Source organism: Ramlibacter paludis, assembly GCF_022012305.1.
Lineage (GTDB): Bacteria > Pseudomonadota > Gammaproteobacteria > Burkholderiales > Burkholderiaceae_C > Ramlibacter > Ramlibacter paludis.
Genome location: NZ_JAKLTM010000001.1, coordinates 1,091,959 through 1,113,347 on the forward strand (window position 1 = coordinate 1,091,959; position 21,389 = coordinate 1,113,347).

The window sequence follows — 21,389 nt, forward strand, 5'->3', positions numbered from 1 at the left end:
TCTTCAGCCGAGAACCGCGCCCGGCAACTCCAGCGTGAACACGACGAGGGGGTCCTCGTACGCGTAGCTCAGCGATCCGCCATGCGCCAGCGCAATCTCGCGCGCGATGTGCAGTCCCAGTCCCAGCCCGCCGCGATTGCGCTCGTTGCCCAGCGACGAGCGCTTGTAGGGCGTGAAGAGCGTTCCGGCCACGTCGGGCGGGATCGGCGCGGCGGTGTTGGCCACCTGCACGATCGCCTTGTTGCCCTCGCGCCGCAGGCGGATCACCAGCGGCGCATCCGGCGCGCCGTGCTGCCGCGCATTGCCCACCAGGTTGTCCATCAGCTGCATCAGCCGGTCGCCATCCGCCTGCACCACCAGGGCCTGCGGCAATTGCAGTTCGAACCGCGTGCCGGGATGCGCCATCGTCGCTTCCTGCACGGCCTCCTCGACCAGGTGCACCATGTCCACCGGCTGCCGCTTCACGCCGAGCCCCAGGCCGCTTTGCAGCCGCGACATGTCGAGCACCTGCGAGATCAGCCGCTCCATGCGCGTGCTCGAACGCGTGATGCGCTGGCCCAGCTTCGCGCTGTCCTCGCCGCGCTCCAGCACGTGCGCGGCCATCGCGATGGTCTGCAGCGGATTGCGCAGGTCGTGGCCCAGCACGGCCAGCATCTGGTTGCGCGCCCGTCCGAGCTCTGCATGCCGCACGTTGGCGGCGCGCGCCAGTTCGTCGCGCAGCGCGCCCGCCATCTCCAGCTCGCTGCGCGTCCAGGGCACGGCCATGCCACGCACCGTCTCCTTCCAGACGTCGAAGGAGCCGCGCGGCGTCAGGCGCGGGCCGAGCGGGCCGTTGACGTAGTTCTTCTCGGGCCGGCCGCCCCAGGCAATGGTCTCGATCTGCTCGCGCCGCAGCAGCACCAGCCAGCCGCCGCCCAGGTCGTCGATGCGCAGGGCGAGGATGCCGCACCAGTGCGAGAGGCAGGCGGCCAGGTCGGCGGGCAAGCCGGTGAGGGTGGTGGTGGACCACAGGCCCTCGCGCATGCCGGAGGGCTCGAGACCGTCGAGCCACTTCACCAGCGCCTGCGCCTGCGCCGGTGTCGCGCCCTCGGCAACCGTGTGGCCGTTCTCGGCGATCACCACGCCCTGCGCGCCGAAGGTCGTCGCCAGTTCACCGGCAAAGGGGCCCAATGCCTGCAGCGCGTCCTCGGCATGCAGGGTCTGCTCGATCACGCGGGCGCGCAGCGACGTCGCCACGGCCATGTGCTGTGCATGTTCCGACGCCAGCAGCGACTGCACGTTGTTGGCCAGCAGCTGCGCCAGCACGTCGCAGGCCATGCGAACGGCGTACGGCACCTGGCGCGGCTCCATGTGGTGGCAGGCCAGCATGCCCCAGAGCTGGCCGCCCACGACGATGGACACGCTCATCGAAGCGGCCACGCCCATGTTGGAGAGGTATTCGATGTGGATCGGCGACACGCTGCGCAGCGCGCAGTAGCTCATGTCCAGCGGGCCCTGTCCCCCCACCCCCGCCAGCGGCACCGGACGCGAGCCGACGTCCGCGATCAAGCGCAAGGTGTTGACGACGTACAGCCGCCGCGCCTGGGCCGGGATGTCCCCGGCGGGGTAGCGTCGGTTGAGGAAGGGCTCCAGGTCGTCGCGGCGCGACTCGGCCACCACGTCGCCGCTGGCGTCGTGGCGGAAGCGGTAGGCCATCACGCGGTCGAAGCCGGTCAGCGCCCGCAGTTCCTGCACCGCCACTTCCAGCAGGCCCTGCAGGCCGCGCTGCTGGCGCAAGAGGCCCAGGCTGCGGTGGGCCATGATGGCAAACGCGCCCAGGTCGAGGTCGTGCCGCTCGCGCCGCTCGAATTCGGCGATGCGCAGGGTGCCGTTGTGGTGCGCGATGAGGTCGAAGGTGGCGTCGCCGCGCTTGACCTCGTGCTGGTAGCTGATGCCGGCCATGCCTTCGGCCAGGCTGGCCAAGGCTTCGCGGAGCTGGCCGTCCAGCATGGCCGGATCGACCGGCGCGCCGAGCTCGGGCAGCCGGGCACCCAGGAATTCCGCCGCATTGCCGCTGGCCCAGGCCAGGCGGCCGTCGTCCGTGAAGGCGAGCAGGGCACCATGGTCCTGCGTCGCCCCCGGGATGTGGATCGGCTCGCGGTCGCAGTTGTCGAGGGTGACTTCGGCCTGGGGATTCAAGGGATGCTTTCCAATCGGCTGACTGTAGGGGAGCCCGGCCGAGCCGGTCTGTAGGAGAAGGCCGCGCGCCATGCCTTTCCTGGCACACGGGATGCGAGGTACATGTGCGTTCCATGTGTGCCCGCGCGGCCGCACTACCATTGGCGCCATGAAGAAGTGCCAACTCACCGCGCTCCTGCTGGCCGCGGCCGCCCTCCTGGCCGGGTGCGCAACCCCGGTGCCGCCGCAAGCCCTGGGCGTGCGACCCACCTACCTCGATGCCGTCACCGCCACGGTGCCCAATGGCGCGGCCCTGCGCCACCGCATCTGGACGCCGGCCCTCGACGAAGGCTACGTGCCGCAGGGCCTGACCAGCGCCGGCGGCTTCCTGTACGTCAGCAGCTACCTGCCGACGCCCGACCTCAAGTCGAATACCGGCCCTTGCCGCGTCTTCCGCATCGAGCAGGCCACGGGCCGCATCACGGGCGGTTTCGACATTCCCGCAGGCACCTGCACCCATTCGGGCGGCCTGGCCTACGTCGGCAACGGCAAGCTGATGCTGGCCGACACCCGCGCCCTGTTCATGGTGGACGTGGAGAAGGCACTGGCCAGCGGCACGTCGGCCGGCGCTTCGAAGTCGGTGAAGATCGGTGGGCTGCTGCGCGGCTCCTACGCCACCTACGACGGCAAGGACTTCTGGATCGGCACCTGGACCAAGGACGCCGCCGCGGCCCGCATGTTCCGCCTGGACCCGCGCCTCTTCGAGGACCACGATGGCCGCAGCGTGCAGCAGGAGCGCGCGCTGGAATCCATCCCGGTGCCGCTGGAGGCGCAGGGCGCCGCCTTCGACAAGCAGGGCAACCTCTGGGTGTCGGCCAGCAACGGCAAGTGGGGCAAGCTGTACCGGCTGGACCGCCAGGGCAAGGTGCAGGCCGAATACGAGATGGTCGCCGGCCTCGAGGACCTGACCGTCGACGAGCAGGGCCGCCTCTGGGGCCTGTCCGAATCCGGCACGCGCAAGTACCAGCATTGGGACACGCACTTTCCCTTCCTCTTCCAGATCGACACCGGCGCGCTGCGCTAGCCCCACCCCATGAACAAGATTGCACTCGGCTGCGTCGCCGACGACTTCACCGGTGCCACCGACCTCGCCAACAACCTCGTGCGCGGCGGCATGCGCGTCGTGCAGACCATCGGCGTGCCTGCCGGCCCGCTGGACGAAGCGGCCGACTGCGTGGTGGTCGCGCTCAAGAGCCGCACCATCCCCGCCGCCGACGCGGTGGCGCAGAGCCTGCAGGCGCTGAAGTGGCTGCAGGCGCAGGGCGCGACGCAGATCTACTTCAAGTACTGCTCCACCTTCGACTCCACGCCGGCCGGCAACATCGGCCCCGTCACCGAAGCGCTGATGGACGCGCTGGGCACCGACTTCACCATTGCCTGCCCGGCCTTTCCCGACAACGGCCGCACGGTGTTCAAGGGCTACCTGTTCGTGGGCGACGAGATGCTGCACGAGTCGGGCATGCGCAACCACCCGCTGACGCCGATGCAGGATTCGAACCTCGTGCGCGTGCTGCAGGGGCAGACGCAGCGCAAGGTGGGCCTGATCGACTATCGCAGCGTGGCGCGTGGCGCCACCGGCATCGGCGAACGCATCGCGCAGCTGCGGCAGCAGGGCGTGCGGATGGCGATCGTCGACGCCACCAGCAACGAGGAACTGGTGGCGGCCGGACCGGCGTGGGCCAAGCTGCCGCTGCTGACGGCAGGCTCCGGCATCGCCATCGGCCTGCCGCAGAACTTCGGCCTGAAGGCCGGTGACGCTTCGGCGGCGCAACTGCCGCCCGCGCGCGGCTTGCGCGCCATCGTGTCCGGCAGCTGCTCGGTGGCGACCAATGGCCAAGTGAAGAATTTCCTGGAGGCGGGCGGCGAAGGCTTCGCGATCGACCCGCTGGCGCTGGCCTCGGGCGCCGATCTCATCGCGCAGGCACTCGCCTGGGCCAAGCCGCGCGTGGCCAAGGGCCCGGTGCTGGTGTACGCCACCGCGCAGCCCGAGTCGGTGAAGGCGGCGCAGGCCAAGCTGGGCGTCGAGCGCGCCGGCGCGCTGGTGGAACTGGCGCTGGCCGGCATCGCGCGCGGCCTGGTGCAGCAAGGCGTGGGGCAGCTGGTGGTGGCAGGCGGCGAGACCTCGGGCTCCTGCGTGCAGGCCCTGGGCATCTCGCGCTTGCGCATCGGCCCGCAGATCGCGCCCGGCGTGCCGTGGTGCCATGCGAAACCCGAAGTGGCGCCCGAAGGCCTGCACATCGCGCTGAAGTCCGGCAACTTCGGCGGCCCGGACTTCTTCACCGAAGCGTTCACGCAGCTGGCGCGCGCATGACCGAGAACGAAGCCCGCGACGAGATCTGCGCCGCCGGTGCGCGGCTCTTCAACCGCGGCTACGTGCATGCCACCGCCGGCAACATCAGCGTGCGGCTGGAGGACGGCGGCTTCCTGATCACGCCCACCGACGCCTGCCTGGGCACGCTGCAGCCGCAGCGGCTGGCGCGGCTGGATGCCGAAGGCAAGCAGCTCGCGGGCGATCGCGCAAGCAAGACGATCGCTCTGCATCGCGCGATCTATGCGGCGACCGATGCGCGCAGCGTGCTGCACACCCACAGCGCGCATTGCGTGGCGCTCACCCTGCGGCCCGATCCGCGCGCCGAGCAAGGCGAACTGCTGGCGGCCCTGACGCCGTATTTCGTGATGAAAGTCGGGCGGGTGCCGCTGGTTCCCTACCACCGCCCCGGCGATGCCGCGGCGGCGCAGCTGGTGGCGCAACGCATCGCGGACTATGCGCGGCGCGGCGTGCAGCTGCGCGCGGTGATGCTGGCGCGCCTGGGTCCCAACGTGTGGGCGCAGGACCCGGCGACGGCCGCGGCCACGCTGGAGGAACTGGAGGAAACGGCCAGGCTCGCCGTGCTGGATGGCGGCCAGGCCGCGGCGCTCGCCCCCGCGCAGATCGACGAGCTGCGCCAGGTCTTCGGCGCGCAGTGGTGACCGCATCCGTCATTCCCGCGCAGGCGGGAACCCAGGGCTTCCGCATCGCGCTCCTCTTGTCGTTGCTGCTCCTCGCAGGCTGCGACCGCAACCCGGGCAGCCTGCTGCGCCCCGACGACCCGCAGGTCGTTGCGCGCGGCCAGGCGATCTACGCCGCCCACTGTGCCGCCTGCCACGGCGCCCGGCTGGAAGGCCAGGCCAACTGGCACGAGCGCGACGCCTCCGGCCGGCTGCCCGCCCCGCCGCACGATGCCAGCGGCCACACCTGGCACCACCCGGACCAGGTGCTGTTCGACATCACCAAATACGGTGTTGCGCGCGCGGCGAAGATGCCGGACTATGTGACGGCCATGCCGAAATACGAAGGCGTGCTGGCGGACGCCGACATCGTCGCCGTGCTGTCCTTCATCAAGGCGCAGTGGCCGGCGGCGGTCCGCGCGCAGCAGGACGAGGTGACGCGCGCGGCGCAGCGGCAGTAGGCAAACGCAAGGAGCGGCCTTGGTCTCGATCCACGAACTCGATCTGGAAAGTGCCACTGCCGCCGAGTGGGCGGCCTATCACCGCTTCTGCCGGGAGCGGTCCGCCGAGGACACGCCCGACCTCCCCGTTGCCGCCGACGCCGACCGCCAGCGCAACCTCGTGGCGCCCAACACCACGAACGCCTGGCGGATCTTCAACGCCTGGCGCGGCGACGAGGTGGTGGGCACGGCGGCCGCCTGGTGGCGGCGGGAAGGCACCCCCAACCACGAACAGTTCGCCCGCTTCATCCACGTGCGGGGCGGGGTCCTGGCCGCCAGCCGCCGCCAGGGCGTGGGCTCCGCATTGCTGGCGCACCTGTTGCCCGTGATGGCTGAACGCGGGGCAACGGCCGTCACGCTGGAGACGCATGACGACGCTTCCGCGGCCTTCCTGCTGCGGCGTGCGGCGCAGGAGAAATTCCGCGCCGTGGAGAACCGGCTGCGCCTCGCCGACGTTCCCTGGGACGACCTGGAGCGCTGGCAGGCGAAAGACGACGGCGCGCTCCGCTGGGAAACCCATGCGGGCCGCGTCCCGGTCGAACGGCTGCATGCCTTGCTGCCGACGCTGGCGGAGTTGATCGGCGACGTGCCGCGCGGCGAGCTGGACGTGCCGCCTTCACCGCCCGACGCGGCGCGCTACCGGAACATCTACCGGCGCATGGACGAAGACGGCGGCTCGCACCTGATGGTGGTGGCGATGGCGGGCGACACGGTGGCCGCCGTCTGCGAAGCGATGTGGCATGCCGAACTGCCCACCACCGCCGACCAGCATTTCACCGGCGTGGCGCGCGCCTTCCGCGGCCAGGGCCTCGCGCGGCAGGCCAAGGCGCGGATGCTGGCGCTGCTGGCGCGCGAGTTGCCGCAGGTGCAGTACGTGACCACGCAGAACGCCGAATCGAACGCGCCCATGCTGCGGGTGAACGCGGCGCTGGGTTTCCAGCCGTACCGGCAGGTGCGCATCCTCCAGGTCGAGCGCGACGCGCTGGCGCAGGCGCTCGCCGGGCCGCGCTGATGGCCCTGGCCAACCGGCCGGATCGCTATGGCTGGATCGCCATCGCGCTGCATTGGGGCATGGCCTTGCTGCTGGCGGTGCTGGTCGCGATGGGCGTCTACATGGTGCGTTTGCCGGACGTCGGCTTCGACCAGGTCAAGATCACGCTGATCCTCGTGCACAAGGCGCTGGGCCTGGTCGCGCTGGCCGCCGTGCTGCTGCGCCTGGGGTGGCGCGTGGGCAACCTGCTGCCGGCGCTGGTGCAGGGACTTCCGATGTGGCAGCAGGTGGCCGCGCGCTTCGTGCACCTGGCGCTGTACGCGCTGATGCTGGCGTTGCCGCTCACGGGCTGGTGGATGTCCTCGGCGGGTGGCTATCCCGTGACCTTCTTCGGCTGGTTCGAGCTGCCGGACATCGGACCCTACAACGAGTACTGGTTCCACGCCTCGATCGCGATCCACCGCTGGCTGGGGTATGCCCTGGTCGCCGTGGGGGCGCTGCATGCCGCCGCGGCGCTCGGACACCACTGGGTGCGGCACGACGACACCTTGCGCCGCATGCTGCCCGGCCGCTGACTACTGCGCTACCTCGCCCGGCCCCGGCGCGACCGCCGCGCGCCGCAGCAAGGACGCCGGGTTGCTGCGGAACCGGGTCACCGCATCGTCCATCGTCGCCGACAGGTGGTCGAGCCGTCCCATCGCCTGCTCCGCCTGCGGCAGCACCTGGAACTGCAGCGACCACACCGCGTCCTGGCTGGACGCCAGCAGCGGCTCGAGCCGCGCGCCGGCCTGCTCGGCCCCTTGCAGCATGGCGCGGACCTGCGGCAGCAACTGCGCCTGCACCGTGCGCACCGTGGCGCTGCTCGCCTGCAGTAGCGGCTGCACCTGCACGCTGGCTTTTTCCGCATTGGCGAGGATCGTCTCCAGCCGCGCGCTGTTAGCGGCCAGCGTGCGCGTGACGCGGTCCAGGCTGGCCATCGTCTCCTTCATCGCCGCCACGGTGGAAGCATCGAAGGTCGATTGAAGCAGCGTGCTGACCTGCTGCACGTTGCTGTTCATCTGCTGCACGGCGGTGTCGATGCTGACCATCTGCGCCGGGGCCAGCGCGATCTGCGGATAAGGCTGGCCGGAGAGCGCTACCAACGGCTTGCCGCTCGCGCCGGGACCGTCCTCCAGGCTCACGTACACATAGCCGGTGAACCCGCGCGCGGCCAGTCCCCGTCCCATGACCGTCGCCACGGTGGCTGACGTGACGGGCGCGTCCTTGCGCACCTCGATCAGCACGCGGGCCGTGCGCGGGTCGGCCAGCAGCACCTGCGCCACCTTGCCGACCTCGACGCCGTGGAATTCGACCGGCGCTCCGGCGATCAGCCCCGACACGGAATCGCGCGAACGCAGCTCGTAGGTCGTGTGGGCCCGTGCCGTGAACAGCCACCACGCCACGCCCCCGCCGGCGAGCAGCAGCAGGAAAGTCGCGAACAGGACCCTGGCTCTGGCTTCCGCGCTGGTGGGCATGGCGTTCTCCGGATGAGTGGCTGGATCGGCGGTGCGCTTCCTGCATTGATGCACGGAGTGGAACGTTTGTTCCAAAGGATGCAATTTACGGGGGCAGGCCGCCGCCGCATCATGCCGCCCACCGGTTTGCCACAACGAAGCCCAGGAGACTGCATGAAACGCTCGACCTGCCTTGCCGCCGCGGCCATGGCCCTTGCCGCATTCACCCTTCCGGCCGCCGCGCAGGCGGTGAAAGTCACGCCGCTGGGCGGCATCGACGGCGAGTTCTGCCCGCAGGACCGCGCGCTCGTGTTCGAGGACCCGAACGGCACGCGCATCCTCTACGACCCGGGCCGCACCGTGGCCGGCGCCGCGGACCCGCGCCTGGGCAAGATCGACATCATCCTGGTCAGCCACATGCACGGCGACCACCTGGGCAACGCCCACAACAAGGCGCCCAACTCCGGCAGCTGCGAAGCGCCGGACATGTCGGTGTCGGCGCTGCCGAATTCGCTGGCCGTGAACATCGCGCTGGCGAAGAATTCCAAGATCGTCACCGGCAGCGAGATGCCGCCTTTCTTCGCGGCCAAGCTCAAGGCCAATGGCGGCAACCCTGCCAATGCGATGCTCGCGCGCTTCGGCGGCAGCGTCACCGTCAACGGCGTGCGCATCGCTACCGTCACCGCCATGCACAGCAACGGCCTCGACCCCGACTACATCGGCGGCGAGCTGGGCAAGGCCATGAAGGACGCCGGCATCGCGGGCGACGTCGGCCTGGCCACCGGCTACGTGCTGCGCTTCAGCAACGGCCTGGTCGCTTACCTGTCGGGCGACACCGGCGTCACCGCCGACCAGGAGCGCGTCGTGCGCGACCTCTACCAGGCGAAGCTGGCCGTGATGAACATCGGCGACGGCTTCACCACCGGCCCGGCCGAAGCGGCCTACGTGATGAACGAGCTGGTCAAGCCCGCTTCGGTGATCGCTTCTCATGCAAACGAGGTAGGCACCGTGGGCGGCAAGGTGCGCCCCGGCAGCAAGACCGAAGCCTTCGTCAAGGCCGCCCGGATGCCCGTGCACGTGCCGCTTTCGGGCAGGACGATGGAGTTCGACGCCGCGGGCAAGTGCGTGGCGGGCTGCTGAAACGAGGCGGGCGCAACGCCCGCCTTTTGCGCAGAATGGGGCCTTCCCAGGCGAGGAGGCTCCCATGCCCGATTTCAAGCTGCCGCTCTCCGGCGACGTCATCCAGGCCATCAACCCCTGGAACTGGGTCTTCCAGCCCCAGGGCGGCCAGTTCGGGCTGGTCAACATCAACCTGGGCAGGAGCGCCAACCCGGCGCTGGAGCAGCGCATCCTCGACGAGGTGGGCAGCTACGGACGGCAACTGGGACGCATCGGGGATGCGCTGGAAGTCCTGCTGGACAACATCAAGCTGGAGAAGCTGGATGCCGGCGAGCGCAAGGCGATCGAGGACTTCCGCTTCCAGCTGGAGCAGGTGAAGCGGGTGAAGGAGCAGGGGGCGTGATCGAGCTTGCCGTCCTCCTTCTCGTCTCCGCTTGCGCCGGCCTGGTGCTCTGGTCCGGCCTCAAGTCGGGCATGACGGCCCACCTGGAACGGCGGGAGCGCGCGATGCAGCAGTTCCGCGGCACGGTGTTCTCGCCTCCGGGCGCCGGCTTGCGATTCGACGGCGCGGCCGCAACGATCCTGGCGTCGCACGAGACCCACTACCTTGCCGGGCTGATGGCCTCGAACTATGTCCTGACCGTCCGGGCTCGAATGCCCGACGGCACCGAGTTCCAGTTCAAGTCCGACCCGAGTGGCCAGCCCTGGGTCACCTGCCTGTCCCGCGGTGATCGCAATGCGACGCGGGTGCGCGCGGCCTACTGATTGCCCATGACCTTCCTCGTTCGCCGCGCAGTCGAAGCCGATGGACCGGCGCTTATCGGACTGCGCCGCACGCTGTTCGCCGAGACGTCGAACATGCTCTGGGAGCCCGGCGAGTTCGTGCAGACGGGCGAGGACGAAAGCAAGCGCATCGCCCGCCTCAACGGCCGCCCCAACAGCCTGGTGATCCTGGCGGAGGATGCCGGCCAGCCGATCGGCCTGCTGACCGCCGTCGGCGGGGAAGTGAGGCGGCTTCGAAACTCCGCGTCGCTGGCGCTCGGCGTGGCCAAGTCGCATTGGGGGCAGGGCGTCGCGACGCGGATGCTGCAAACCGCGCTCGAATGGTCGCGCGGAGCCGGGCTCCGCCGCGTGGAGCTGACCGTCCACACGTCCAACCTGCGCGCCGTCGCGGTCTACCTGCGCTGCGGCTTCCAGGTGGAAGGCGTGCGCCGTTCCTCGCTGCTGGTGGATGGCGTGTACGTCGACGAGTACATGATGTCCGTGATCCACGAAGCCTGACTCAAGGGAGGACGTAGCGTGCCATCGTCCAACTCGCCCCGGCTCCTCGCCGGCGGCAACCCGCAGATCGCCAAGGCCGATGGCGACGCGCCGGTGCAGGCGTACATCGCGGCGATGCCGGGATGGAAGCGCGGCGTCGGCGAGCAGCTGGACGACCTGATCGCCCGCACCGTCCCGGGCGTGCAGAAGGCGGTGCGCTGGAACTCGCCGATGTACGGCCTGCCGGGGCAAGGCTGGTTCGCCAGCTTCCACGTCTTCACGCACTACGTGAAGCTGACCTTCTTCAAGGGGACGGCGCTGCGGCCCGTGCCACCGGGCGGCTCGGCGAAGGAGGCACGCTGGATCGACCTGCGCGAAGGTTCCTTCGACGAGGCGCAGCTTGCCGCGTGGATCGCGCAGGCGGCCGCGATTCCGGGCTGGGGCAACGCTTAGGCAGGTGTCCATGCATTCCGATCTCCTGCGGCGCCCCGTCAGCTTGCGCCTGATGACGGAGCACGACATCCCGCTGCTCCATGGCTGGCTGAACGAGCCGCACGTGGTGCAATGGTGGGGCGGCGAGCGGCCTTCGCTCGACGAAGTGCGCGCCAAGTACTTGCCGCGCGTGCTGGCCCAGGAGCGGGTGATCCCGTACATCGGCATGCTGGGCGACACGCCGTTTGCCTATGCGCAGTCTTACGTCGCCCTCGGTGCCGGGGGTGGCTGGTGGGAAGAGGAGACCGATCCGGGCGTGCGCGGCATCGATCAATCGATCGGCCTGCCGGAGCTGCTGGGGCAAGGACTGGGCACAGCGCTGGTCCGTGCGCTGGTCGACCTGCTCTTTGCCGATCCGGCCGTGACCAGGATCCAGACCGACCCGTCGCCGGACAATCCACGCGCGATCCGGTGCTACGAGAAGGCGGGGTTCCGGAAAGCCGGGATCGTGGTCACGCCGGACGGGCCTGCGGTCTACATGTCGAGGGGGCGTCTGCGATGACCGGTGGCAGTGACCCGTGTCCCATCTGCGATCACGGCGAACCGCTCGACGTCCTTGCGCGCTTGCCCGCGTCCTGGCTGACCATGAACCAGCGCGCTCCCGCGCGCGGCTACGTCTGCGTGGTTTGCGCGGTTCACGCCGTGGAGCTGCACGACTTGCCGGAAGCCACGTCGATGCAATTCCTGCGCGACATGCGGACGGTCTCCAGGGCGCTGGTCGAAGTGACCGGGGCCGCGAAGCTGAATTACGAAATCCACGGCAACACGATCGCGCACCTGCACATGCACATCTACCCGCGCTACCCGGGCGATCGCTTCGAAGGGCGGCCCATCGATCCGCGGGAGCTCGATCCGCCGGTCTACGGCGAGGGCGAGTTCGCGCTGCTGCGCCGGGCCTTGCTCCAGGCGCTGGACTGACGCCGGCGAGCCACGTGCCGGTGCGCATCAGTTCACGTTTGCGCAACGCTCCCGCGGGATAACCCTTGCCATCGTCCTGCATTTGATAGCATCCGGCAAAAGGGGAAGAGAACCATGCGGACGTCGATCTGCTTCGTCGCAGCCTTGCTGCTGGCTGCCAATGCCTCGGCGCAGTTGCGCTATTCGTGCCGCTCGGCCGACGGCACCACGACCTTTTCGGACCGGCCCTGCACCGGCCAGCTGTTCTTCGCGACCCCATCGGAGAGCCTGAGGTCGCAACCCAGCATCGGCACCGCGCCCAGCCACCTGCAGTACATGAGCCCGCGCTGCGCCTCCCTCAACGATGCGCTGCGCACGGCGCCGGCGCGTGGGCTCAAGTCCGAAACGATCAGCACGATGCGGCGCGATTACCAGGCCGAGTGCGGCGAGAACGAGAACGAAGCGCGCCAGCAGATGTCGCGCGACTCCAGCGCCCAGCGCCAGCAGCGCTCCGCCGAGCAGAAGGCGCAGATGGTCGCCCGCAACGACGCCAAGCTGCGCGAGCAGCAGTGCGAGGAGTCCAAGCGCATCCTCATCACCAAGCGCAACCGGCCCAACCTCACCGAAGGCGAGCGCGACGAGCTGAAGAGGTTCGAGGACAACTACCGGGCGCGCTGCGTGCCTTGAGCTGAGGGGCAGGGGTGGGGTCGCTGCGCGAACCCACCCTACGAAGGCCTGGAAATCGTCTGACGGAAAGCGGGTCGCCAGCGCGGCATGCTGGCCCCATGATCCGCAAACTTTCCTCCGGCGGCTACCGCCTCTACTCGCGCAAGGTGGATCCCAAGACCGGCAAGCGCCGCAACCTGGGCACTTTCGACACCCGCGAGCAGGCGGAAAAGCACGAGCGCGAAGTCCAGTACTTCAAGCGGCACTGAAGAACGCCAGCTTCCGTGCCCGCGGCAGGGCCTTGAGCGCGAGCTCGGCCCGCAAGGCATCGCCTTTGCTCGGATATTCGCGCGCCGCCAGCACCCGCAGCGGCGGCCTCGCCCGCGTGAACTTCGCGCCCAGGCCGAAGACGTGCTGGAAGAAGCGCTGCTCCACGTCGATGGCGATGCCGGCGTAGTAGACGCCGGCTTCGCATTCGAGGAGGTAGAGCCAGTAGGGGGTCGCGGCTTGCACGGCGACATTCTCGCCGAGCGCGCCGGCTTCATTCCACCGCCGGCATCCCCTCCAACAGCTTGTCGAGCGTCACCGGATACTCGCGCACCCGCACGCCGGTCGCGTTGTAGATCGCGTTCGCCACCGCGGCTGCGACGCCGCAGATGCCCAGTTCGGCGATGCCCTTGGCCTTCAACGGCGACGCGACCGGGTCGACCTCGTCGAGGAAGATCACCTCCTGGTGCGGGATGTCGGCATGCACCGGCACCTCGTAGCCGGCCAGGTCGTGGTTGACGAAGAAACCATGGCGGGTGTCCACGGCGAGTTCTTCCATCAGCGCCGCGCCCACGCCCATGGTCATGGCGCCTATCACCTGGCTGCGCGCGGCTTTCGGGTTCAGGATGCGCCCGGCGGCGCAGACGGCCAGCATGCGGCGCACGCGCACTTCGGCGGTGTGCGCATCCACGGCCACTTCGACGAAGTGGGCGCCGAAGGTCGATTGCTGGTACTTCTTGTCCAGGTCGCCGTATTCGATGCCGTCTTCGGCCACCAGCTGGTGCGCGCGCGCGGCCTGGGACAAGGGCAGGGACCGATCCCCCGAGCGCACCATTCCGTCCGCGAAGACGGCATCCTGCACCGACATGCCCAGCGTCTCCAGCACAGCCTCGCGCAGCTTCATGCAGGCCGCGTAGACGCCGGCCGTGGCGTTGTGGCCGAACTGCCCGCCCGAGCCGCAGGAGACGGGGAAATCGGAGTCGCCCAGCCGCACATCGACCTGCGACAACGGCACACCCATGGTTTCCGCGGCGGTCAGCGCGATGATGGTGTAGCTGCCGGTGCCGATGTCGGTCATGTCCGTTTCCACGGTGACCGTCCCGCGCGCGTCCAGCCGCACGCGGGCCGCCGACTTGTGCTGCAGGTTGTTGCGGAAGGCGGCGGCCATGCCGAGACCGACCAGCCAGCGGCCGTCGCGGACCTGGGCCGGCGTCGCGTTGCGCTTGTTCCAGCCGAAGCGTTCGGCGCCTGTCCGCAGGCACTGAACCAACTGCCGCTGCGAGAACGGGCGCTGCGGCTTCTCGGGATCCACCTGGGTGTCGTTGCGGGCGCGGAACTCCACCGGGTCCAGGCCCAGCTTCTCCGCCATTTCGTCCATCGCGATCTCGAGCGCCATCATGCCGGGCGCCTCGCCGGGTGCGCGCATCGAGTTGCCTTCCGGCAGGTCCAGCACGGCCAGCCGCATGGCCGTCAGGCGGTTGGGCGCCGCGTACAGCAGGCGGGTTTGGCTCACGGCCGTTTCGGGCTCGCCGCCGGGCAGGTCACCCGACCAGCTCTCGTGGGCGATGGCGGTGATGTTGCCGTCCTCGGTGGCGCCGATGCGGATGCGCTGGAGGGTGGCCGGCCGGTGCGTGGTGTTGTTCGGCATCAGCGGGCGCTGCAGTGCCACCTTCACCGGCTGGCCCGCGGCGCGTGCGCCCAGGGCCGCCAGCAGCGCGTCCGCGCGCAGGAACAGCTTGCCGCCGAAGCCGCCGCCGATGTAGGGCGAGACCACACGCACCTTGTCCTTGGGCATGCGCAGCGTCTTGGCCAGATCGGTCACGTGCCAGTCGACCATCTGGGTGGAGGTCCACACGGTGAGCTTGTCGCCTTCCCACGCAGCGACGGTGGCATGCGGCTCCATCATCATGTGCGACTGGTCGGGCGTGGCGTAGGTCGCATCCAGCTGCACCGGCGCCCGCGCGAAGGCGCCGGCAAAGTCGCCCAACTTGCTTTGCGGCGGATTCGAGCCGTCGTCCTCCGGCGGCTGCGCATTCTCCTTCTCCGCCGCCAGGTCGAAGCGGCCCGCGTCGCGCGCGTAGTCGACGCGCACCAGCTGCGCCGCGGCGCGCGCCTGCTCCAAGGTCTGCGCGACCACCACGGCAATCGCCTGGTGATAGTGCTGGATCTCCGGCCCGCCCAGCAGCCTGGCCGTGTTGCGTTCGCCCTTGTCCAATGCACCGGCGTCCTGCGCCGTCACGATGGCAATCACGCCCGGCGCGGCGCGCGCCGCTTCCAGGTCCATCGACGCGATGCGTCCCTTGGCAATGCCAGCGCCCACGATCCAGCCGTAGGCAGCGTTCGGTGCAACGTCGTGGCGCTCGAAGGCGTAGTGCGCGGTGCCGGTCGTCTTGAGCGGGCCTTCGATGCGATCGGTCGGTTTGCCGACGACGTGGAGTCGGTCGATCGGATTGCTGCCTGCGGGAGTGTCGAACTTCATGGCCACGCGAACGGAAAGCGCCATCGTCGTACCACGCTCCACCCCGGCGCGTAGGAAAACTTCGCGCGATGCGGGATGTCCCTCCCGCCGTGTCATGGATGAGGCAGGCGGCCGGCAACCGGCCTGCATAATGCATCGATGTCTTATCGCGACGGCGCAAGCGATGCGCGCTCCAGCCTGTTGTTGGCCGGACAGAACCAGGCCTTGCAACTCGCCTTGAGCGGCGCCGCGCTGGAAGAAGTGCTGGCCTTGCTGGTGCAGACCGCCGAAACGCAATCGGACGGCGCTTTCCTCGGCTCGATCCTGCTGCTCGACGAGGAAGGCAAGCACCTGCGCCATGGCGCAGCGCCCTCCTTGCCCGCCGAATACAACGAGGCCATCGACGGCATCGCGATCGGCCCCAGCGTCGGGTCCTGCGGCACGGCCGCGCACTTCGGCCACGCCATCGTCGTCACCGACATCGAACGCGATCCGCTGTGGGCCGGCTTCAAGGACCTCGCGCTCGCGCACGGCCTGCGCGCCTGCTGGTCGACGCCCTTCCTGTCCAAGGAGGGCACGGTGCTCGGCACGCTGGCGCTGTACTACCGCGAGCCGCGCGGCCCCAGCGAGAACGATCGCGAGACGGTCCGGCTCATAGGCGGCACGGCCGGCCTGGTGGTGGAGAACGCCCGCCTGCACGCGCAGCTGCAGGACCTGAACCACCGCGCTCGCCTCGCCGCCGACGCCGGCGGCCTGGGCTTCTTCACCTGGGAGATCGGGTCCGACGCGGTCAGCTGGCAGAACGACCGGCCTTATGCCATCTTCGGCATCGCGCCGTCCGAAGGGCCGATCGATGCCAAGCGCTTCGTTTCCGAGTTCCTGCATCCGGACGACCAGCAGGCCTTTGCCGACGCGGTGACGCAGGTGCTGGAGAACGGCTCGCGCTTCCATTTCCTGGGCCGCATCCGCCAGCAGTCCACGGGCGACATCCGCCGCGTCGAATTCACCGGCCAGCTGGACGAAGCGGCCCGCGAGCGCGGCATCGCCCGTGTCGTTGGCATCGTCGCCGACCGCACCTGAGCCCGCGCGCTCACTCCGCACGGGTGCCGGGCCCCGTTGCGGGGCTCGCCTAGAATCGCCCCGCACATGACTCCCTCCCTGGCCGACCTGCGCGCCTTCGTGACCGTGAGCGAGCTCAAGAGCTTCGCGGCGGCGGCGCGCAAGCTGCACTTGTCGCAGCCCGCGCTGTCACGCCGCATTTCCGGCCTGGAAGACCTGCTGGGCGTGCGGCTGCTCGATCGCACCACGCGCAACGTGGCACTGACCGTGCTGGGTGAGCGCTTCCTCGCGCAGGTGCGCAACGTGCTGCAGGACCTGGACCGCTCGGTGGTCAGCCTGCACGACGTCGCCCACCTCGAGGCGGGCGACGTCACCATCGGCTGCATCTTCTCGGTGGTCGACCACTTCCTGCTGGAGGTGATGGGGCAGTTCCGTGAACAGCATCCCAAGGTGATGGTGAAGCTGGTGGAAGAAAGCGGCGACCAGGTGCTGGCCAGCGTGAAGAGCGGGCTGGCCGACTTCGCGATCAGCTTCACCGGCCTGCACGACCCCGAGGTCGACTTCACGCCGCTGCTGAAGGAGCCTTTCGTGGTGGCCTGCCGGGCCGACCACCCGCTGGCGCGGCGCAAGGCCATCGGCTGGGACGCGCTGGCGGAGTTCCCTTACGCGCTGGTCTCGCACGAAAGCAAGGTGCGCACGCTGATCGACCAGGCGCTGGCCGGCGTCGGCAGCCTGCCGCGGCCGGTGTTCGAGGTGCGCCACGTGTCCACGCTGATCGGCATCGCCGAGCGGGGGCTGGCGGTGGCGGTGGTGCCGCAACTCACCCTGCCGCAAGGGCCGTCGCAGGTCGTCGGCGTGCGGCTGGAGGACCCGGTGATCACGCGCACCATCGGCCTTTTGAAACGCAGCGGCCGCAGCCTCTCGCCGGCGGCGGAGGCGGTGGCCGGCTTGCTGGCGGACGCGATCCGGGCCAAGGGCAAGCCTCCGGCCCGGCGCAAGGCAGCTACTCGACCTTCACCTTCGCGTTCCTGACCAGGTTCACCCAGAACTTGCCGTCTTCCACCAGGAACGACCCGAACTGCTCGGGCGAGGAAGAGATCGACACTTCGGTGCCTTCGCGCGCCAGCGCCGCCTTCACCGAAGGCTGCTGCATCGCGCTGACGGTGGCTTCGTAGATCTTCTTCTGGATGGCCGGCGGCGTGCCGGCCGGCACGAACATGCCGTACCAGAATTCCAGGTTGTATTCCGGCAGGCCGGCTTCCTTCATGCCCGGCAGGTTGGGCACCAGCGGCGAGCGCTCGCGCGTGCTCACGGCCAGGGGCAGCAGGCGGCCGCCGCCGGCCTGCGGCAGCACCGAGGGCGAGGTGCCGAAGGTCAATTGCGTGTCGCCCGCCATGACCGACTGAATGGCCAGCGCGCCGCCGCGGTAAGGCACGTGCGTCATCTCGGCGCCGGTCAGCATGGTGAACAAGGCCGCGCCCAGGTGCGGGGCCGAGCCGTTGCCGGAAGTGGAGTAGTTCAGCTTGCCGGGATCTTTCTTCGCCGCCGCGATCAGGTCGCCGACGCTCTTGATGCCGGTCGCCGGATTGACGGCCAGCACCAGCGGCGAAGTCGTCATCTTGGTGATGGGCGCCAGGTCGCTCGGCTTGTAGCCCAGCTTGTCGTTCAGCGCCGGGTTCACCGAGATGCTGCTCGGGCTGGCGATCAGCATCGTGTAGCCGTCGGCAGGCGCCTTCGCGACGATGTCGGCGGCGATGCTCGAGCCGTTGCCCGGCTTGTTGTCGACCACCACGGTCTGGCCCAGCGCCTTGCCGAAGGCGTCGCTCATCGCGCGCGCCACGAGATCGGCCGCACCGCCGGGAGCGAAGCCGATCACCAGGCGGATCGGCTTGCTGGGGTAGGGCGCGGGCTGGGCCGCCGCCGTGAAGCCGATGGCGCCCAGCGCCAGCGCGGCAAACAGGTTCCTGCGAATCATCTTGTTGTCTCCTTGTCTTGTTTCAGGCGGGCATGCGCAGCACGATCTTGCCGACGTGCGCGCCCGCTTCCATGCGGGCCTTGGCCTCTTGCGCTTCGTTGAAGTCGAACACGCGATCGACCTGCGGCAGCACGCGGCCGGCCGCGATGTGCGGCAGGATCTCGGCCACGAAGCGCGGCACGGAGGCCGCCTTCTGTTCCTTGGTGCGCAGCTTGTTCGACACGCCGAACAGCGTCAGCCGCCTGGCGTGCAGCGCTTCCAGGTCGATGTCGGCATGCACCACGCCGTCGACATAGCCGACCGTCGCGAGCCGCCCTTCAAAGGCCATCACGCGAACGTCTTCCGCGAACACTGTGCCGCCGACGGTGTTGATGACGAGATCCACACCCTTCTGGGCAGTCGCTTCCATGACGGCCGGGCCGAAGTCCGCCTTGCGCGTGCACAGCGCCACGTCCAGGCCGAAAGGCTTCAGCGCGGCGAGCTTCTCCTGCGAGCCGGAGGTGCCGATCACCTTCGCACCCAGCGCCTTGCCCAATTGCAGCGAAGCGACGCCGACGCCGGAGGAAACGCCGTTGATCAACAGCCACTCGCCCGCCTTCAGCCGGCCTTGCAGCACCAGCATGTCGTACGCGACCAGGTAGGTCAGCGGGATGCTGGCTGCCTGCTCCCAGGAGAGGTTGGCCGGCACTTTCATCGCCTCGGCGACGTCGACCAGCGCGTATTCGGAGAAGGCGCCGGCGCAGCGCGCCATCACGCGGTCGCCGACGGCGAAGCCCGTGACCTCGCTGCCGACCGCCGCGACCTCGCCCGCGCCTTCGCCGCCGATCGCCTTCCAGCTGCCCACCTTGCCGTGCAGCCCGCCGTGCAGGAACTCGCCGCGATTGAGCGAGGCCGCGCGCACGCGCATCAGCAGCTGCCTGGGTCCCGGCGTGGGCACCGGCACGTCGCGCCGTTCCAGCACCGAGTCGGTCTCGGTCATCTGCATCCACCAGGATTGCATGGTGATTCCCTTCACTTGCCGGTGAAGACCGGCTTGCGCTTCTGCATGAAGGCCGTGCGGCCCTCGGTGTAGTCGGCGCTTTCGAAGCAGCCACGGATCAGCGATTGGCACAGGGCCAGGTCGAGGTCCGGCGAGGGCTTGAGGATCTCGCGCGTGATCGCCTTGCCGGCCATCACCGTCAGCGGCGCGTTCTCCGCCAGCGCGCCCGTGTATTCGGCCAGCAGGGCGTCCAGCGCTTCCGGAGCGGCGATGCGCGAGACGAGGCCGAGCGACTTCGCTTCGTCGGCGCCGATGCGGCGTGCCGTGAAGAACAGGTCCTTGGCCGCGCCGGGGCCGATCAGGTCCACCAGGTTCTTCATGGCGGAGTAGCGGTACCCCAGGCCCAGGCGCGCCGCCGGAATCGAGAACACCGAATCGCTGGCCGCGATGCGGATGTCGCAGCTGATCGCCACGTTCACGCCGCCGCCTATGCAGTAACCGCGGATGCAGGCGAGCGTCGGCTTCGGGAAATCGTAGATCCCCATCAGCGTCGTCTCGGCCATCTTCTCGTAGTAGGCGACCGCCTCCTTCGCGGCACGCATGTCCTCGAACTGGGTGATGTCCGCGCCGGAGACGAAGGCCTTCTCGCCCGCGCCGGAGAACACGACGAGCCGCACACGGTCGTCGTCCTTCGCCAGCGCCAGCAGCGGCGGCACGGCTTCCCACATGTCGACTGACAGCGCGTTGTGCCGCGCGGGGTTGTTGAAGCGGATGTGCAGCGTGCTGCCGTCCAGCCAGGTCTGCACGCGTTCGGTTTGCGATTGGTATTCGGGCATCAATAGACTCCGGCGGCCTTCATGCGGGCGAGGTCTTCGGCGCCGATGCCGAGTTCGCCCAGGATCTCTTCGCTGTGCTCGCCGCGCCGCGGCGCCGCGCGGGCGATGGTGCTGGGCGTGCGCTCCAGTTGCACCGGCTGGCCCACCAGCTTCTGCGGGCCTTGCCAGCGCGAGACCACTTCCTTGACCATGCCCAGGTGCTGCACCTGCGGCTCCTCCAGCACCTCGCGCATGTTGTTGATCACGCCGCAGGCGACGCCGCCTTCGTTGAACTGCTGGATCCAGTACGCTCTGTCATGTGATGCCAACCGCCGGTTGATGTCGGCGTTGAGCTCGTCGCGGTTGACCGAACGCGAAGGCTTGTCGTGGAAGCGCGGGTCGGTGATCCACTCCGGCGCGCCCAGGATGTTGCAGAAGCGCTCCCAGATCTTGCTGCCGAACACCGCGATGTTCATGTAGCCGTCGCGCGCCTTGTAGACGCCGGTGGGGATGCTGGTCGGGTGGAAGTTGCCGGCCTGCACGGCGACCTCGCCGTCGATCAGGTAGCGCGAGGTCTGGAAGTCCATCATGTAGACCATGGACTCCAGCAGCGAGGTGTGCAGGAACTGGCCCTTGCCCGACGCTTCGCGTTCCAGCAAGGCGACCAGGATGCCTTGCGCGGCAAAGATGCCGGCGCACAGGTCGGCGATCGGGATGCCGACGCGCATCGGCGCCTCGCCCGGCTGGCCGGTCACCGACATCAGCCCACCCATGCCTTGCGCGATCTGGTCGAAGCCGGGGCGCTGGGCCAGCGGGCCGGTCTGGCCGAAGCCGGAGATGCTGGCGTAGACCAGGCCGGGGTTGTCCTTGGAGAGCGATTCGTAGTCGATGCCCAGCCTGTGCTTCACGTCGGGGCGGAAGTTTTCCACCACCACGTCGGCGCCGGCGATCAGGCGCTTGAGCGTCGCGATGCCTTCGGGCTGCTTCAGGTCGAGCGTGATCGAGCGCTTGTTGCGGTGCGTGTACTGGTAGTCGCTGCCGTCCTGGCCGCCCAGCGTGTCGTCGCCGCGCATGTGCTCGGGCATCTGCACCTGGATGACGTCGGCGCCCCAGTCGGCCAGCTGCCGGCAGCAGGTGGGGCCGGCGCGCACCTGGGTCAGGTCGATGACGCGGAAGCGCTTCAGCGCCTGCGATGCGGGTTGGTGCGGCATGG

General features: G+C 69.3%; 25 protein-coding genes. 17 read left to right on the forward strand and 8 right to left on the reverse strand.

The window, feature by feature from the left end; translation table 11 throughout:
• Nucleotides 1-3: 3 nt before the first annotated feature.
• Nucleotides 4-2,178 (reverse strand): ATP-binding protein, encoded by a 2,175-nt coding sequence (locus LZ009_RS05645; RefSeq protein WP_275696889.1) that lies wholly within the window; start codon nt 2,176-2,178, stop codon nt 4-6.
• A 148-nt stretch (nt 2,179-2,326) separates the two neighbouring features.
• Between LZ009_RS05645 and LZ009_RS05650 the strand changes: the two genes are divergently transcribed.
• From LZ009_RS05650 to LZ009_RS05675, 6 genes are all read left to right on the forward strand, one after another.
• Nucleotides 2,327-3,241 carry an NHL repeat-containing protein gene (locus LZ009_RS05650; RefSeq protein ID WP_275696890.1) on the forward strand — a complete coding sequence of 305 codons (915 nt, stop codon included), beginning with the start codon at nt 2,327-2,329 and terminating at the stop codon, nt 3,239-3,241.
• 9 nt (nt 3,242-3,250) lie between these two features.
• Nucleotides 3,251-4,528, forward strand: coding sequence for a 3-oxo-tetronate kinase (otnK, locus tag LZ009_RS05655; RefSeq protein ID WP_275696891.1), 1,278 nt, complete (start codon nt 3,251-3,253; stop codon nt 4,526-4,528).
• A complete protein-coding gene (locus tag LZ009_RS05660; RefSeq protein ID WP_275696892.1) occupies nt 4,525-5,187 on the forward strand; it encodes a class II aldolase/adducin family protein in 663 nt (220 codons plus the stop codon). The genes otnK and LZ009_RS05660 overlap by 4 nt, the downstream gene beginning before the upstream one ends.
• A gap of 101 nt (nt 5,188-5,288) precedes the next feature.
• Entirely contained in the window at nt 5,289-5,666 is a 378-nt protein-coding gene (locus LZ009_RS05665; protein WP_275697121.1) for a c-type cytochrome, read from the forward strand.
• 19 nt (nt 5,667-5,685) lie between these two features.
• Nucleotides 5,686-6,717 (forward strand): GNAT family N-acetyltransferase, encoded by a 1,032-nt coding sequence (locus tag LZ009_RS05670; protein WP_275696893.1) that lies wholly within the window; start codon nt 5,686-5,688, stop codon nt 6,715-6,717.
• Entirely contained in the window at nt 6,717-7,271 is a 555-nt protein-coding gene (locus tag LZ009_RS05675) for a cytochrome b (RefSeq protein ID WP_275696894.1), read from the forward strand. Before LZ009_RS05670 ends, LZ009_RS05675 begins: the two co-directional genes overlap by 1 nt.
• On the opposite strand, the gene LZ009_RS05680 is transcribed toward LZ009_RS05675, so the two are convergent.
• Nucleotides 7,272-8,210 carry an MlaD family protein gene (locus LZ009_RS05680; RefSeq protein ID WP_275696895.1) on the reverse strand — a complete coding sequence of 313 codons (939 nt, stop codon included), beginning with the start codon at nt 8,208-8,210 and terminating at the stop codon, nt 7,272-7,274.
• Between the two features lie 153 nt (nt 8,211-8,363).
• On the opposite strand from LZ009_RS05680, the gene LZ009_RS05685 reads away from it, so the two are divergent.
• The 9 genes from LZ009_RS05685 to LZ009_RS05725 all read left to right on the forward strand — a co-directional run bounded on the left by LZ009_RS05685 (nt 8,364) and on the right by LZ009_RS05725 (nt 12,892).
• Entirely contained in the window at nt 8,364-9,329 is a 966-nt protein-coding gene (locus tag LZ009_RS05685) for an MBL fold metallo-hydrolase (RefSeq protein ID WP_275696896.1), read from the forward strand.
• 64 nt (nt 9,330-9,393) lie between these two features.
• Nucleotides 9,394-9,711, forward strand: coding sequence for a hypothetical protein (locus tag LZ009_RS05690; RefSeq protein WP_275696897.1), 318 nt, complete (start codon nt 9,394-9,396; stop codon nt 9,709-9,711).
• Complete coding sequence (locus LZ009_RS05695) at nt 9,708-10,073, forward strand: hypothetical protein (RefSeq protein WP_275696898.1); 366 nt, start codon at nt 9,708-9,710, stop codon at nt 10,071-10,073. Before LZ009_RS05690 ends, LZ009_RS05695 begins: the two co-directional genes overlap by 4 nt.
• Before the next feature lie 6 nt (nt 10,074-10,079).
• On the forward strand, nt 10,080-10,589 hold the full coding sequence (locus LZ009_RS05700; RefSeq protein WP_275696899.1) for a GNAT family N-acetyltransferase: 510 nt from the start codon (nt 10,080-10,082) through the stop codon (nt 10,587-10,589).
• An 18-nt stretch (nt 10,590-10,607) separates the two neighbouring features.
• Nucleotides 10,608-11,021, forward strand: coding sequence for a DUF1801 domain-containing protein (locus LZ009_RS05705; RefSeq protein ID WP_275696900.1), 414 nt, complete (start codon nt 10,608-10,610; stop codon nt 11,019-11,021).
• 10 nt (nt 11,022-11,031) lie between these two features.
• Entirely contained in the window at nt 11,032-11,562 is a 531-nt protein-coding gene (gene aac(6'), locus LZ009_RS05710) for an aminoglycoside 6'-N-acetyltransferase (protein WP_275696901.1), read from the forward strand.
• Complete coding sequence (locus LZ009_RS05715; protein WP_275696902.1) at nt 11,559-11,978, forward strand: HIT family protein; 420 nt, start codon at nt 11,559-11,561, stop codon at nt 11,976-11,978. Before aac(6') ends, LZ009_RS05715 begins: the two co-directional genes overlap by 4 nt.
• Before the next feature lie 114 nt (nt 11,979-12,092).
• Nucleotides 12,093-12,644, forward strand: a complete 552-nt coding sequence (locus LZ009_RS05720) for a DUF4124 domain-containing protein (protein ID WP_275696903.1) — start codon at nt 12,093-12,095, stop codon at nt 12,642-12,644.
• 98 nt (nt 12,645-12,742) lie between these two features.
• On the forward strand, nt 12,743-12,892 hold the full coding sequence (locus LZ009_RS05725; RefSeq protein WP_275696904.1) for an SPOR domain-containing protein: 150 nt from the start codon (nt 12,743-12,745) through the stop codon (nt 12,890-12,892).
• Here LZ009_RS05725 and LZ009_RS05730 read toward each other — a convergent pair.
• Both LZ009_RS05730 and paoC read right to left on the reverse strand, forming a co-directional pair.
• Nucleotides 12,879-13,136, reverse strand: coding sequence for a GIY-YIG nuclease family protein (locus LZ009_RS05730; protein ID WP_275696905.1), 258 nt, complete (start codon nt 13,134-13,136; stop codon nt 12,879-12,881). The genes LZ009_RS05725 and LZ009_RS05730 overlap by 14 nt on opposite strands.
• 28 nt (nt 13,137-13,164) lie before the next feature.
• Nucleotides 13,165-15,369: an aldehyde oxidoreductase molybdenum-binding subunit PaoC gene (paoC, locus tag LZ009_RS05735; RefSeq protein ID WP_275697122.1), complete on the reverse strand. Its 2,205-nt coding sequence runs from the start codon at nt 15,367-15,369 to the stop codon at nt 13,165-13,167.
• A 138-nt stretch (nt 15,370-15,507) separates the two neighbouring features.
• Here paoC and LZ009_RS05740 point away from each other — a divergent pair, with 138 nt between their 5' ends.
• The gene (locus tag LZ009_RS05740; RefSeq protein WP_275696906.1) at nt 15,508-16,428 is read left to right on the forward strand and encodes a GAF domain-containing protein; all 921 of its coding nucleotides are present in this window, start codon (nt 15,508-15,510) and stop codon (nt 16,426-16,428) included.
• Between the two features lie 66 nt (nt 16,429-16,494).
• Nucleotides 16,495-17,439 carry a LysR family transcriptional regulator gene (locus tag LZ009_RS05745; protein ID WP_275696907.1) on the forward strand — a complete coding sequence of 315 codons (945 nt, stop codon included), beginning with the start codon at nt 16,495-16,497 and terminating at the stop codon, nt 17,437-17,439.
• Here LZ009_RS05745 and LZ009_RS05750 read toward each other — a convergent pair.
• From LZ009_RS05750 to LZ009_RS05765, 4 genes are read right to left on the reverse strand one after another with little or no spacing between them, the layout of a single operon-like run.
• Complete coding sequence (locus LZ009_RS05750; RefSeq protein WP_275696908.1) at nt 17,411-18,382, reverse strand: Bug family tripartite tricarboxylate transporter substrate binding protein; 972 nt, start codon at nt 18,380-18,382, stop codon at nt 17,411-17,413. The two genes, LZ009_RS05745 and LZ009_RS05750, sit on opposite strands and share 29 nt — an antisense overlap.
• Nucleotides 18,383-18,404: 22 nt before the next feature.
• Nucleotides 18,405-19,382 carry a zinc-binding dehydrogenase gene (locus LZ009_RS05755; RefSeq protein ID WP_275696909.1) on the reverse strand — a complete coding sequence of 326 codons (978 nt, stop codon included), beginning with the start codon at nt 19,380-19,382 and terminating at the stop codon, nt 18,405-18,407.
• 11 nt (nt 19,383-19,393) lie between these two features.
• The gene (locus tag LZ009_RS05760) at nt 19,394-20,197 is read right to left on the reverse strand and encodes an enoyl-CoA hydratase (RefSeq protein ID WP_275696910.1); all 804 of its coding nucleotides are present in this window, start codon (nt 20,195-20,197) and stop codon (nt 19,394-19,396) included.
• On the reverse strand, nt 20,197-21,387 hold the full coding sequence (locus LZ009_RS05765; protein ID WP_275696911.1) for a CaiB/BaiF CoA transferase family protein: 1,191 nt from the start codon (nt 21,385-21,387) through the stop codon (nt 20,197-20,199). The genes LZ009_RS05760 and LZ009_RS05765 overlap by 1 nt, the downstream gene beginning before the upstream one ends.
• Nucleotides 21,388-21,389 lie beyond the last annotated feature (2 nt).